The sequence below is a fragment of the Pseudochrobactrum lubricantis genome, from assembly GCF_041929865.1.
GTDB classification, from domain to species: Bacteria; Pseudomonadota; Alphaproteobacteria; order Rhizobiales; family Rhizobiaceae; genus Pseudochrobactrum; species Pseudochrobactrum saccharolyticum.
On sequence record NZ_JBHEEE010000011.1, the window covers coordinates 16212 to 29302 of the forward strand.

General features: G+C 48.2%; 19 protein-coding genes and 1 tRNA gene. 2 read left to right on the forward strand and 18 right to left on the reverse strand.

Annotation, left to right across the window (positions count from 1 at the left end):
* Nucleotide 1: 1 nt before the first annotated feature.
* The 6 genes from JNC80_RS17515 to JNC80_RS17540 form a co-directional block, all read right to left on the reverse strand.
* A complete protein-coding gene (locus JNC80_RS17515) occupies nt 2-313 on the reverse strand; it encodes a hypothetical protein (RefSeq protein WP_376711074.1) in 312 nt (103 codons plus the stop codon).
* Nucleotides 310-2589, reverse strand: a complete 2280-nt coding sequence (locus JNC80_RS17520) for a hypothetical protein (protein ID WP_376711075.1) — start codon at nt 2587-2589, stop codon at nt 310-312. Before JNC80_RS17520 ends, JNC80_RS17515 begins: the two co-directional genes overlap by 4 nt.
* Before the next feature lie 9 nt (nt 2590-2598).
* On the reverse strand, nt 2599-3993 hold the full coding sequence (locus JNC80_RS17525) for a PBSX family phage terminase large subunit (protein WP_376711076.1): 1395 nt from the start codon (nt 3991-3993) through the stop codon (nt 2599-2601).
* Nucleotides 3974-4447 (reverse strand): terminase small subunit-like protein, encoded by a 474-nt coding sequence (locus JNC80_RS17530; protein WP_376711077.1) that lies wholly within the window; start codon nt 4445-4447, stop codon nt 3974-3976. The genes JNC80_RS17525 and JNC80_RS17530 overlap by 20 nt, the downstream gene beginning before the upstream one ends.
* Before the next feature lie 586 nt (nt 4448-5033).
* Nucleotides 5034-5107: transfer RNA gene (locus JNC80_RS17535), tRNA-Gln, on the reverse strand.
* 503 nt (nt 5108-5610) lie between these two features.
* Complete coding sequence (locus JNC80_RS17540; protein WP_022710417.1) at nt 5611-6150, reverse strand: hypothetical protein; 540 nt, start codon at nt 6148-6150, stop codon at nt 5611-5613.
* A 90-nt stretch (nt 6151-6240) separates the two neighbouring features.
* Here JNC80_RS17540 and JNC80_RS17545 point away from each other — a divergent pair, with 90 nt between their 5' ends.
* Nucleotides 6241-6459, forward strand: coding sequence for a hypothetical protein (locus JNC80_RS17545; RefSeq protein WP_376711078.1), 219 nt, complete (start codon nt 6241-6243; stop codon nt 6457-6459).
* A gap of 18 nt (nt 6460-6477) precedes the next feature.
* Here JNC80_RS17545 and JNC80_RS17550 read toward each other — a convergent pair whose 3' ends face one another.
* The 10 genes from JNC80_RS17550 to JNC80_RS17595 all read right to left on the reverse strand — a co-directional run bounded on the left by JNC80_RS17550 (nt 6478) and on the right by JNC80_RS17595 (nt 11190).
* Nucleotides 6478-6741, reverse strand: coding sequence for a DUF2312 domain-containing protein (locus JNC80_RS17550; protein WP_075656917.1), 264 nt, complete (start codon nt 6739-6741; stop codon nt 6478-6480).
* Nucleotides 6742-6751: 10 nt separating this feature from the next.
* Nucleotides 6752-7204 carry a helix-turn-helix domain-containing protein gene (locus tag JNC80_RS17555; RefSeq protein ID WP_376711079.1) on the reverse strand — a complete coding sequence of 151 codons (453 nt, stop codon included), beginning with the start codon at nt 7202-7204 and terminating at the stop codon, nt 6752-6754.
* On the reverse strand, nt 7201-7353 hold the full coding sequence (locus JNC80_RS17560) for a hypothetical protein (RefSeq protein WP_175576070.1): 153 nt from the start codon (nt 7351-7353) through the stop codon (nt 7201-7203). Before JNC80_RS17560 ends, JNC80_RS17555 begins: the two co-directional genes overlap by 4 nt.
* A complete protein-coding gene (locus tag JNC80_RS17565; RefSeq protein ID WP_376711080.1) occupies nt 7350-8252 on the reverse strand; it encodes a DUF1376 domain-containing protein in 903 nt (300 codons plus the stop codon). Before JNC80_RS17565 ends, JNC80_RS17560 begins: the two co-directional genes overlap by 4 nt.
* Nucleotides 8249-9682: a replicative DNA helicase gene (locus tag JNC80_RS17570; RefSeq protein WP_376711081.1), complete on the reverse strand. Its 1434-nt coding sequence runs from the start codon at nt 9680-9682 to the stop codon at nt 8249-8251. The genes JNC80_RS17565 and JNC80_RS17570 overlap by 4 nt, the downstream gene beginning before the upstream one ends.
* A complete protein-coding gene (locus JNC80_RS17575; RefSeq protein ID WP_139316334.1) occupies nt 9679-9861 on the reverse strand; it encodes a hypothetical protein in 183 nt (60 codons plus the stop codon). Before JNC80_RS17575 ends, JNC80_RS17570 begins: the two co-directional genes overlap by 4 nt.
* Nucleotides 9858-10073 carry a hypothetical protein gene (locus JNC80_RS17580; protein ID WP_075654684.1) on the reverse strand — a complete coding sequence of 72 codons (216 nt, stop codon included), beginning with the start codon at nt 10071-10073 and terminating at the stop codon, nt 9858-9860. Before JNC80_RS17580 ends, JNC80_RS17575 begins: the two co-directional genes overlap by 4 nt.
* Nucleotides 10057-10323: a hypothetical protein gene (locus tag JNC80_RS17585; protein ID WP_376711082.1), complete on the reverse strand. Its 267-nt coding sequence runs from the start codon at nt 10321-10323 to the stop codon at nt 10057-10059. Before JNC80_RS17585 ends, JNC80_RS17580 begins: the two co-directional genes overlap by 17 nt.
* A 33-nt stretch (nt 10324-10356) precedes the next feature.
* Entirely contained in the window at nt 10357-10743 is a 387-nt protein-coding gene (locus tag JNC80_RS17590; protein ID WP_075654682.1) for a hypothetical protein, read from the reverse strand.
* Nucleotides 10744-10983: 240 nt separating this feature from the next.
* A complete protein-coding gene (locus JNC80_RS17595) occupies nt 10984-11190 on the reverse strand; it encodes a helix-turn-helix domain-containing protein (protein WP_213597341.1) in 207 nt (68 codons plus the stop codon).
* Between JNC80_RS17595 and JNC80_RS17600 the strand changes: the two genes are divergently transcribed.
* Complete coding sequence (locus JNC80_RS17600) at nt 11189-11581, forward strand: helix-turn-helix domain-containing protein (protein ID WP_238481583.1); 393 nt, start codon at nt 11189-11191, stop codon at nt 11579-11581. The genes JNC80_RS17595 and JNC80_RS17600 overlap by 2 nt on opposite strands.
* Here JNC80_RS17600 and JNC80_RS17605 read toward each other — a convergent pair.
* Together JNC80_RS17605 and JNC80_RS17610 are read right to left on the reverse strand one after the other, a co-directional pair.
* Nucleotides 11542-11769 (reverse strand): hypothetical protein, encoded by a 228-nt coding sequence (locus JNC80_RS17605; RefSeq protein WP_376711083.1) that lies wholly within the window; start codon nt 11767-11769, stop codon nt 11542-11544. The two genes, JNC80_RS17600 and JNC80_RS17605, sit on opposite strands and share 40 nt — an antisense overlap.
* Before the next feature lie 158 nt (nt 11770-11927).
* Nucleotides 11928-12671, reverse strand: coding sequence for an outer membrane protein (locus JNC80_RS17610; protein ID WP_213597337.1), 744 nt, complete (start codon nt 12669-12671; stop codon nt 11928-11930).
* Nucleotides 12672-13091: the final 420 nt, after the last annotated feature.

Here is a 13091-nt window from a genome sequence, read left to right on the forward strand (position 1 = left end):
GTTAAGCGTTCATTTTCGCTCTTGCTTTTTCAAGCGATGCCCTGATCTCTTTACGATCAATCTTTGGCTTTTCCGGTGTTTTAAACCGGCTGCTGTCGTTCCCGACTTCAATGCATCCATGCGCCTTTGTGACCGCACGGAAAGCTGATTTTGAGCTGTATGACTGGCCGGTGCACGGATGCTCGGTATCCGGCATCTCATCGCGGATTACCATCGGAACAGGAAGGTCGGAACGCGCAACACCCAGAACAGGCTTCTGGAAACGATAGACCTTGCGGCCGTTCCCAAGATCAACCTCTATTAAATTGCTCATATACCACCTCCATCAGCTGGAACTGTTGGCTGGTTAAGAGCATTGACACGCTCCTGCTCTCGAAGTGCGGCTTCATTGGTTTTTGCAGCCATATCAAGCTGGATGCGATCCATTTCTAAAGCCGTTCTTTGCATATCCTGCTCATGTTTCTGCGCGTCTCGTTGCGCCTGTTGATTAGCAAGCTGCATGCGCTGCTCGGTCTCGGAGCGCTTATTCTCAGCCTCCTGACCTTTCAAAGCCATCTCGCCTTGCTGCCTCTGCTGGTCAGCCTGAGCTTTCATCATGGCTTCCTGTCCGCGCATCTGCATTTCTGCACGTTTCAGCTCAAGCTCTCCATCAAGGCGCTTTTGTTCCATTTCCAATTGTTGCTTTGCAGCCTCGGCTTGCGGGTTTGGTTGCGGCTGTCCAGCTTTGGACGTCAAAGCCTCAACAAAGGTATCAACCTGACCATTAAGCTCACGGCCTGCACGATACGGAGCCAATACGAATTTGAGCATTGCACCTGCCAAAGGTGCAGCCTCCGGCGCGGTACTGACCAGCTGGCCAAGAGCTGCAACGCTCTGAGTGAACACGCCCATAAACTCGTTGCGCGCTTCTTTTTCGGCCTGCTCGTCCGGCTGAATGGTGCTGTCAGTTTCAATATCAAGCGTGAATGGCCGAATGCGCTGATCACGCAGCACCGCCATTACTTGCTCTATCGTGACTATCGCGGAAAGCTTTGCAATTTCCTGCTGTGCTTGTTGCATAATCTGCTGCTGAGCCTCAGCAAGCATCGCCTGAGCCTGTTCAGGGTTTTGCTGTGCCTGCTGGAGCATTTCAGGATTGCTCTGCGCCTGCTGCGCAAGCTCCTCAGATTTAGCCTCAAGCTGCTTTTTAGCATTTACCTCAACATCTTTGATTTTGGCTTTCATCGCTGCATCAGTCGGCAGCTCCATCTGGCACATTTCCTTAATGGTCTTTTGAGAAAAGTTCTCAGCGATAATTTCAGCCGCAATTCGTGCAACATCACGCGCTACCCGAACAAGCTCCTGTTGCTTGTCACGGATGCGAACCGAGCCATACTGTGCTTTGAGATTCTGTGCTGCTGCTGTCTCGCTGGCCTCTGTCGAGCCACGCATAATGTCAGACAGACCCATGATCTGATAAACATCATCAATGATCTGTTTGCGAAGAGCCACAAGCGTAGTAATCGTCGTGACAATCATATCGACCGGCAACCAAATGATTGGTGCGCCATTGCCCCCACCAAAGGCCGCCCAATCAGAAATTGGCACCATGATCTTGCGATCATCGTTCAGCTTGAGAGCTGTCTCAACCGCATCGCCCTGCTCACCAGCAGAAGGATAAAAACCTTTTACCTGAATAGCTTCAGACAATGAATGAATACGGCGGGTAAGCTCCGCAATTTCCTCAAGCTGATCTTTGTAATAGACCATATCAGGAATAGGAATAAGCGACCTGCGACGGCGCGTGCCGTAAGCAGGCTTCGGACATGGAAAGAAGCCCTCAAGGTTCAAATGAGGCTTATCAACGTCGAGCACCACATCAACGCCCGATGCAACCCAGATCACCTTATTCTCGGTCTTTGACCAGATTTCCCATACACCAGCTTTTTTCAGGCCATCATCTGCACCGTTTTCCTTGTCTTCCTTGTGGATGGTGTATTCAGCGTTCAGATATGCATCGCCGCTTGTTTTCGTAAAGCGGGCTTTCATTTCATCCTTGGTCAACCAAGCACGACCGGCAACCCAACCAACATCTGACCATTTACGCGCAGGCTCATGGAGGAAGTCCTTTCGGTCTTTATGCTCAACGCAGACCTTTTCTTTCCCATCCTTGTTTTCATAGCGCACCCACGGTGCACCACGGGCAAGAATGGCCAGATCATCGCGCAGCTCAAGCATAACCTCGTTAATGGCCGAAAGGTCAAAGGTTACGACTGTACAGCGTTCAAGCACTTCTGAAGCTGTATCCAGTACCGGTTTATTATCCGAAAATTTTGGTACAACGACCGGAACAGGAGGCCGCGCATAAATCGACGGTGCAAGCACCTGAATATTCGCCCAGAACAACTGAAAATCTCGGTCACGCTTGACATTGCCCAGCTTCTCTAGGTCGCCATAAAGCTCGTCAATTTTATCAGCTTTATCCTGATAGGGTTCAAAGACCTTTTCAGCCTGAGTGATAACTTGCAGCCACGCAGTCGCATCTTCTGCATCCGGCAATGCTTCATCGTCTGCCGCCCCATCAGGGCGCAGTTCGGACTCGTCAATCATCGGTAATCCTTAAATCCTGATCCGGTCTGATCTGGCCTCAGTGACCGGCGGAATTTGCCACTGTGTTGCGCTCGGTTCGATTTGCTTTGGCTTCTCTACTTTAGGCTCTGGAGGCTTAATTCCGCAGTTTGCGGCAAACTCACCAAAAGCCTCAGCCGCATGGCTGTGTTCATTGTGGTTGGGGCCGAGATAAATCCCGAGCTTTTCGTTCACCTTCTTTGCGTATCTGCGAAGGTGAGTAAGGCCGAGCATAACCCGCTTAGACATGTGGAACTCACACATAGGAAGCAACGCACGAACGGCGCTGATGCGTTCCTCTGGGTTCTGGGCAACCCCGCGCCTGATCTGTCGCAATGGTATCCCAAGGCTGTTTACGATCTGGATACGGGATTTCGCACCGGCACCCCATTCACGATTGCCAATATCGTGGGGAAAGAAATGCTGCTGATATTGGAACGGCTTTTCACGATCCAGCTCCAGCATTGCTTCAATGCGACACTGCAAATCACCGGTATATTCAGGCATTGCGGAGGGAATAATCGCATCCGCACCAATGTCAGACGATTCATAAAAATCGATTACCCTCACACGGGGCATTTCATCGATGTATCGGATCTGGAAAAACCAGATCGATGTATAATCATCAACGCCCAAATCCCATGAGGTATAGACAGGCAGCGTAGGGATATGCGGGAAATATCCCACTCTCCCGTCACGTTCCAAAGCCACTATGTGCTTTGCAAAATATGCCCCTGCACTTATGCGCTCATAGCCACCACCCCAAACATGCTCAGCCATTTCAGGGTCTGATGCATAATCAAGGTCTTTTTCTTCAAGCAATACCTGCGGGAGCCACGGGTTATCATACCAGTTCACTTCAATGACAATGGCATTATCAGGACGGTTGCCACCAAAGAAAAACTTATCAACCGCGTCGGTCTCATAACGGGTATTCCAAGAGAACCATATCTCCGAACCTTCCTTACGGATTGTCGGGCGAAGCAAGCGCAATGATTTCTCTGAGAAGGTCTGCGCCTCCTCTACCCATGCGATATCAAAATCTTCCAGAGATTTGATGTTTTCCGCATTGTAGGACTGCATGCCCTTGAAAACGATAAGGGAGCCATGCGGCCCCCGTATTTCAGTCTCCAGAACTTCAAAATGTTTACCCAGCCTGAATTTTTGTATCTTCTGGATTAAAAGCTCTCTGACAGAATCCTTCATAGTGGCCTGCACCTCACGGATACAAGCAACACGCGTCTTTCTTTCAAAGCACCTTAAAATAATACGCTCAGCATAGAAGTGAGACTTAGCACCGCCGCGCCCACCTCTGGCTGCTTTGTAGCGTGAAGGCTGCAGCAATGGTGCCAGCGCACGGGATACATCAACGTTTAGGATCGACAATTGTCACTTGGATAGCGGTAGGAGTGCCATCCTCCCCTTCTGCGCCGGTTAACTGCATCTGTTGCTTATCCCCGTATCGCTTAGGTGCCATCTTTGACATAAGCCATTTGCGCGTATCGATGCGGAGTTTGGCTTTCTGAACGTCAGGGCATTCTTCATCATCAGCGATATCAAGAATATCCTCAGCCATTGCAGAGGCGCGATCTTCTTGTGCTCGCGCGTATTGGTTGCGAAACTCCTTATGGCGGGCAAGCCAACGGAACACAGTAACCCGATCTGGCATGTCGGTATCTTCGCAGATTGAGCGTAACGAACGACCTGCTGACATCTCAGCACAGATATGGCTTGCCATTGCTTCAGTATAATCGGAGGGGCGGCCAATCTTTGCTTGCTGCCCGGCTCTTGCCTCTGCCTTATCAGCTATCTGTTTAACGCGATCTGGTGGGATGCTCATGCGTTCACCTTATAGGCTCCAGCCAAAAGCAATACCGAGGATGAATACAACGCAGATCATCAACGTGGCATGCCACCCTGAAAATCCGACTTCGATGTCACGATTGTTACGCGTGTATTTAACTGCCATCACTTACCCCTTGCTGCGGCTGCAATCCATGCAATGCCAGCGAGTGCCGTCCACATGTGAATTAGCATGCCGCTAAAGTGCCAGAATGATTGAAAGGTGAATTCGAGAAAGGTCATTCACACTCTCCAAGTTTGGACAATAAAAAACCCCGCACTAAGCGGGGCACCAAGAATTTCATACATATTTACTTAAGAAGGTTATATTAGTAATATATAAATTCACGGGGTAATTTTTATTACTTTGGAAGGTTGATTATGCATCATTCAAATAATGAAAATCAAACAAATCATTCAACTCCACATCCTATAGAAGATGAATGCCAAAGATCATTGCAGCGCAGCAGCTCAATAACAACAAAATCAATATATATAACCACAGCATTAATTATATTAAACGCAATTTTTTCAATTGTTTATTTAATTGAATAGCAAAAACGACCACTGAATATCATAAAATCTGGTTCCGCCTCATGGGATCGAACCACGACCGGCGCATTCAAAGTGCGCTGCTCTACCTTTAGGCGAAGGCGGATTAGCTAAACCATCTAACAGTAGTTGCTTATCTTAAGATCGTCACCTAATCTTACAGTCAGTAACATGGGGGTGATCTATGAGGGACAAGATTCACAAACTTATTGTTGATGCGGTGGTGGTCGATCGTACACTGGAGGAACCATTCTCAGCACATGACGTGCGCCGAATATGCCCAGGTTGGGGTTTCCCTCGTTATTATTCCTATCTCGCAGCGAATTGTGCTGAAAATTGTAAAGAGGAGTCTGCACTCTACATGCGGGTTGGGCGGGGAAGATATGTGCTAAATAAATTAGCTGGACTTAATAATCAAAAGTAATAAGAGATGCTCTCGACTACGCGCTCATCTACTGTCTTGCTGGGGGGCCACAGATAGCTACGGTTTGAGTGCGTAGTCGCCAATAAAAAAGGCAGCCTTTAAGCTGCCTCTCAAATCGGATTTCGCGTTAAACGCAAATCACCACAATACAAAATATAGTATATTCCGCGTACACGGGCAACAGCCTATTGTGTTTTATACCCCCAATGCACAGCCAGCTCGTCCAGACCATCTTTGATGTAATCGCCGATTGTCTTCCTGTCGCGCTGGCTCTCTGCCATATCCTTTATCTCCATGCCCTGCCCGACGACCTTGATCATCAGGTCAAAGGCTTTGCGGCCAAGCACAGGCTTGCATTCATTCAACCTCTGTACCGCATCAATCATGCTGTCCGGTAATGGGTCAATGCCCTTGCCGCCGTCCACTTGCTCACGGCCATAGTCTATGGCAATTGTGCCTTTAGCACCTGACCGCTCCCAATATTGACGAAACCGACCGGCAGCCGCCCATTGTGCATCATTGATATGGCCGCGTGAATAGAGTGTGCCAACCGCACTCTCCTTGATATTCACATAGGCTTTGATCTTCGGCGGGTTCCAGCTCTCGCCCGAATGATCCGGTGAATAAAACGGGTTCGGAACGCGATGCACCCGAATATCGGATTTGAGGGTTCCCACCTCGCCGCGAGAGATTGCTTTTCGCTGTTCTTTTGATGGTGCCGCCATATGTATTTCCCTGCGCTGAATATCTATTGTAACTCTATAAACTACTGCTAATATTGAAACTCATTGCCACATCATCTGAGGGGTAAACGAGTGCGTACGCAGCGTTTTATGAAGTGGCATTTGTCAGGTGACGACTGGATCGTCATGGATTTCCTGACTGGTGAGGAGGCTTTTGTTGGTGGCGTCAAGTATGGTGCATTAATTGAGGTCGAGGCTGAACGATATGCTGAAACTCTCAATTGGCTACATAGTTATGCACCTCTAAACTCAGCGCCCTGGATTTACGAAGAGCCGTACGAAAGAGAATGACTGCACACGTCTGCAGCGTTAACTCATTCCCAATGCGTCCATATAAAGCTGGATCATCGCTTCTTCTTCCTGACGCTCATGCGCTTCCTTCTTACGAGCCCGGATGATTGCGCGAACAGCCTTGGTGTCAAAGCCTGAGCCTTTGAGCTCCGCGAACACTTCCTTGATGTCCTCACTGATCGTGCTCTTTTCTTCTTCCAATCGTTCAATGCGCTCGATAAAGGCACGAAGCTGGCCAACTGCAATGGTCTGGGCGCTATCACCGGTAATATCGTCACTCATGGCTTAATCCTTATGCTGCTGATTTCGTTTGTGATTGACTGGTATAAATTCCGTATTTCCGCAGCGCGTGGAGCGCACTTGTGTGATCCACGAAAAACTCTCGCCCAAGGGCAGATAGCGAAATGTCTGGCCAATGGATTTTTGCTGCACAAATGGCAGCATGTTTAGCTCGAACAACACGAACAGTTCTGTTTTTCTCATCCAAAGTTTCCTTTGGGACATTGAACAGATCAGCGGCCATCATCCGCAATTCCTCAAATGTCTCGAACTGCATGGAAACAAGTAACGCAGCTGATATTAAAACGTCAGGGATGGTGCTGTTATGCGTCTGCGTTTTATGTTCACGCTGTTTAGATCGACGCTTTTTCCATACCCGCTGAACAAATTTAGGGTTCATCCCGCGATAGATACTCACGTCTTCAACACTGGAACCACGGCATCCAAAGTCCACTTCTGTTTTCATTTCCCTGCCTGCCTCATGCGTTTGAAATTATTGATCTGCGCGGTTCGCTCAAGGTGGATCAGTTGTTCAATTTCAGCCTCTGGCCTGCCCATAGCTGCCGCGATTTCCAACGTATCTTTCCCCATGCGGAACATATCGAGTGCCGTCATGCCGCCACTCCGATGATCTGCCAGCCCTTGCCATCGTTCGGCTTGAGAAGATGCTCAGGAATGCGGCAACCATCCTGCCATGGCAGAGCGCCAAGCAGAGGGTTCCAGCGGCGATGCAGCCTTGCTTGCTCAAGGAAAAACTCGAGTTTGCGCTCCTGTTCAGCCTGCGGCAGCGCGAAAACATCAATCTTTGTCACGGTCGCAGGCTTCGCCAACCCTTCACCGGCTTTGATACGGTTGTTGTAAGCATCACGGATCGCACCGACGAAATATGCCCATGAATTGGCTGGTTTAGACATTCGGGACGCAACAGCGCGGATTGTCGGTAGAATATCCGCTTCCAGATCAACGCCATTGTTGATCAGCTCCAAGATAGTTCCGACAACCAGTGAACCGTGCGGTTGGATTTTACCGTCCACCGCTTCCGTCAGCTTTTTCGTTAAATCCCTGAGGTCAAGATTTTGCTTTTGAGGAAGATCAGCAGCAGCCTCGCGCACATGCGCGTTAGAAGCTTTAGCTTCTTTTGGTTCTGGTTCTGATTGGTCAAACGGTGGTGATTTTAAGCCTTTGATTTTATTAGGACGAGAACGATTTTCAGCCTGTTTATCTTGAAGTTTTCTCAGAGTTTCGAGCTCGATAATTGCTCGTTCATTTGTCAGAAACTCGCCGCTCACGATAATTTTGCCCATAGCAACAAGCGATCCGCGCAATGAATTCCACTTCCGAACCGTGCATCCAAGCAGACCGGAAATGTAACGTGCATCATCAGGGAGGTTGCCGCCCTGCATGTAAATGAGATCAAGGACGAGCCGATAAGCAGCCTTCGTTTCGAAGTCCATTCCTATGGTGCCCTCGATAAAGTCACGTGGATATGCCTTGTAATATGGGAGGCCATTCATGCTTCATACCTCGCTGCGTTTCTGACAGCAGAACAAGCGACATCAATGAACAGATCAACCTGTGTGACCGGTCCGTTGCGCTGCTTTGCAATGTGGAATTCAAGCTTGTTTTTGACTTCTGCCAGCCTGTCCTGACGGGCAATTTCCTTATCCATATCATCGTGCTTTTCACGCTCAAGGTAGTAAGCCTCGCGGTAAAGAAAGATGATTGTGTCGGCATCTTGCTCGATGGCTCCGCTATCACGCAGAGCAGACAGCTGAGGGCGTTTGTCGGCTTGTTGCTCCACAGCACGATTAAGCTGTGAAAGAAGCACAACAGAAATATCGTACTCACGCGCCATAGACTTGAGTGCACCGGTCATTTCCGCAATTTCATTTGTACGGTTGCCGGAATAGCGATTACTGGCGCGGATCAACCCCAGATGGTCGATCATAAGGCAATCAAGAGCGTGACCAGCCTTTTCAGAGGCTTCCAGCATCACTTCAAGTTTGACGCGGATATCCGAAATAGAAAGGCCGGACTGCTCTTCAATGAGCAACGGCAGGCCGTCCATTTCTTTCTGAACGCGCTTCAATGCGTAAAGGTCTGGCTGAGACAATCGACCTGTGACTAAATCCTGGTAAGGAATGCGAATATTATCGTCATAGGCCAGATCCGACACGGCTCTGGCCGCCAACTTCTCAGCATCCATTTCGAGGGAAATAAAACCAACGCCATGTCCCTGCTTGGCAAGTTTGCAAGCAACAGACATTGCAACGGAAGTTTTACCCATGGATGGACGCGCACCAATCAGCGTCAGATCGCGCTTATGAATTCCGCCGGTCACATGATTGATATCCGATAGCCCCCACGACAGGCCGGTAATACCTGTGCCGGTCGCCATAGCTATTTCAGCTGCAATGATTGCGTTTGATGCTGCGTGAGATACAGACACCTGAGACTTACGTTTAGAGCCACGGCGTAAATCAGAAACGATATCATCAAAGATCACGCCAGCCTTAGTAACAAGCTCAGCGGGGTTGGAGTTCGGATCACGTGCAGCTGCACTCAAGCTTTCGGCCTGATCCGCCAGCGCCAGCCGTGCTGATTGCTCAATAACCTGTTTAGCACTCTTCTCGATATTGGCAGAGCCAAGCACTGACGATGTCGCAAGGCGAGCCAGATAATGCGATATACCCTGCCCTGTAGACTGTTCGTGCGCTTCTGTTACAGCTTGAGGTAACAACTTGACCAGAATATCAGGTCGAGCAGAATTAAACCGCTCATGTGCCGAAGCAATTGCCTGATAGATATGCTGGTGTACAGGCTCAATGAAGTGTCTGGCTTCCAGCATAGATGCTACACGGCTAAAGCCACCAAGCATCAGCGAACCAAGAACCTCTTGTTCAATTTCAATAACAAAATCAGCTTGGTTGAGTGCAATGGTCATATCGCACCCAAGTTTTTCTGAATGATTGGGCATTCATAGCAGTAGAAAGCTTTCAGGCAGCGTTTAGCCTCAATCGCATCTAAAAATGCGCCTGTGCTATCAGCCTTGGCCTTGGCATCGACATAAGCCTGCCAGAGGATAAGTTCATCTGTTGTGACTGACATAAGTACTGGCTTCATGCTGCCTCACTTTCGCGCTCTTGGCGGCGGGAGATTTCGGCATCAATCAACGTCACAACCTGACGGCGATGCTGTAAAATCTCTTCCTGCTGAATGAACCAAGCTTCACCGCGCGTTTTCTTGATCCGGTGAAGCGATATGAAATCTTTGAGGGAATTGACTTGTCCCTCGGCAATTGTGCGCATAGTGCGCAGATTAAGAGTGGCCGACATGCGGCACCCGATAGGTTTGAGTGCCGCCGAATAGGTCGTCACCGGATGGCAAAACCATGTGATTAGCGATGAGCCAAAGCGCAGACGAAAACCCAACTTTCTTGCCGTCAGGGTGTGTGAAGTAGATGAAGCCATTACCTTTCATCGTTGCCTCCTCTGACGTAGAGGATTGCCGGACAAGTGCCCCCCCCTGACGAAGGCGAGAAAGAACTGGTTTTGCATGATGAGGTATTTTCACTTCCTGTTTCATTCCTGCCGCCTCTTATTGATTTACAGATGTCTGTTATTCTGCTGCTTTCTTCGCTTCACGAACCTTCGCCAGAAGCTCCGCAGCCTCGCGTTCAAAATCCTCCATAGGAGCATTGGGCGTCCCCATTTTCTCTAGTGTTAATTCATGCTGGAGGTTGGCGATTTGTCGTTCACAAACATCGAGATAAGCGGATTTGATCAGCCGGAATAATCCGGCATCCACGGTCTTTGACCTGCCAATTCGCAGATTATTCAATGTCCAGAACGACAGGCCATAACGACGATTAAGCCGCTTCATGGCATTCGTGGTATCGCCCCAACCACGGCTTTCACGTTCAATCATCTTGTTCACGTATGAACTCGCTAACTGTGCGCTACTCATCAATTTGTGCACCAATGACTGAGTTTCTCGGTAGCTCATGCACTAAATTCTCCTTTAGGTTCCAACTTGCGAAGGATGAAACCAGTGAGAGAGTGAGTGCATGGAGCCAGTGGGAAAGATTGCGCTGCGCATACTGAATAAAAACAGACATGCGCAGATACACCGCCAAAGGACGGGAATTAATGGCCGAGACGATCAAACGGGGGAGGAAAACCGCCTCGGCCTCACCGGTGGGAGGAGTAACCGGTGATATGAAACTGATTGATGGGGTCGCGTGGCTCATGCTGCGCGATCCATTTGTATGAACCAATCCCGCTCTTTCACGAAGCCTTTAGTCGCTTCTTTAATCCTGAGGATTGTTCTTTTTGACGGGGAGCGGTCACCACTCACATAACGATTAACCGTCGCCTGCGAAACGCCTACCTTTTCAGCAAAGGCGGCATGGGTGATCTTATGTTTTTCAAGATACTGTTTGAGCTTCAACATGAAGCAACAATACCAAATTGGTATCTATAATCAAGAGAAAAATACCAATATGGTTTTTGATGACCGTTTGTATTTCCCGTACAATGTCCGCATGTCACAATTGAAGCGCTTGCGCGAAAAAATAGGCCTTACTCAAAAAGAGTTAGGCGCCCTTGCAGGAACATCTCAGCCGCAAATAAAGCGCCTTGAAGATGGCGATAGGACTCTAACCAAGCAATGGGCAGAGCGTCTTGCCCCGCACTTGAACACAACAGCGGAAGCCCTACTCTTTCCAAAGGGTGATGATCTGGACTCTGACATCATGGCAATTGTATCTCGCCTCAATGATCAGCAAAAAGCCCAGGCTCTATCTTATCTTCGCTTTCTCACCGCGCCTGCAGGCGAAAACTGAGTTACGAATAGATTCTTCGCAATTGGATCAATAAAGTATCTCCATTCGCCGCCGTGCATTCTCTGCATAGCCTGCGTTAATGCTGCTGCTTGATCTTCGACCGATTGAATTTGCCGTTGTGCAATTTGTACATCGTCATCTGTTGGGTTTGCTGCAATTCCATCAGGTACGCTACGCTGTGAAAGCATCAGAATCTCCGTTCCCACAAACGCCTATCATTCCAGAAAATTAGAACATAGCAAGAACGAATTTCAGTTTTAAATACGAAATAATTGCCACCAATGCTTTAGATAGACATAAAAAAAGCCACCCGATGTGGGTGGCTTTCTTCATAAGTGGGTATAAATTAAAACTTATAATTCACACCAATACGAACAGTATGGAATGGCGATTTTGTTGTAACGTTTATGCGTTCGTCCTCGTCACCAAGGCTGAATTTCATTTTGCCTAGGTCAGTGTAGAGGTATTCGCTTTTTACTGTCCAGTTATCGTTGATAGCGTATTCAGCGCCAGCACCAACAGTGTATCCTACACGCGATTTGGAATTGGAGAAACCAATCACGTCACCATCAAAATTAACGGATCCGTAGGTTTCAACTTTTCCGTAAGCCACACCACCAGTTGCGTAAATCATGAAGCGTTCTGTTGGCAGATAACCAAGACGAACACGAGTTGTACCGAACCATTTAACTTTGGTGCCCAGTTCAGCTCCAATAACGTCAAAGCCATCGGTAAGGCTGCCAGAAACTTCGCCCTTCAGGCCAGAAGCCTGAAAGTCTGTTTCGAGACCAACAACTGTCTGGTCAAACTGCCAGTTATAACCGGCTTGTACACCACCAATAAAACCGCTCGATGTGATTTTTGCTGAGCCGGATACGATATCAAACCAATCGCCTGCGTCGTAATATTGTGCAGCGAATGGGTGCTTAAATTTTCCTCCAGCATAACCGGCGTTCAGACCAATGTATCCGCCAGTCCATGAAAAGGTGTCAGCGACAACTGGCGCTGGCTCCGAATACACAACTGCATCAGCAGCATAGGCTGAGCTTGCAGCAAAAAGAACGGTAGAAGCTAATAATATACGTTTCATAATTCACCCCTGTTTATTTAAGTGAATTCAGAATACGTCAAAATACATCTATTCAATATAGCAAAAATACAACACAAGACACCCAAGAAACACCTTATGCATTTAGAATTATAATATAAATTTATAATCAACGACTTAGATGAAAGCCCTAATAACTATACTAAAATTTTTAGAGGCAATAATGGTAAATTATTAGTTAAAAATCGATTTAAATTACAACTCTCAAGTGCACTAATATGAGCATCCGGCGAGTAGCAGCCTTTAGCCTGATTAAAACTCTGTACCACATACAGTTCAGCCATTAAGCAAACTCCTAGCGACTGATTCAGCTTTATCTTGACCATATGTAGTGAACATATCAAGAACGATTTAACGCAAACGAACAGATTTTTAACGGATGGTTAAGGACGCACTAGATGT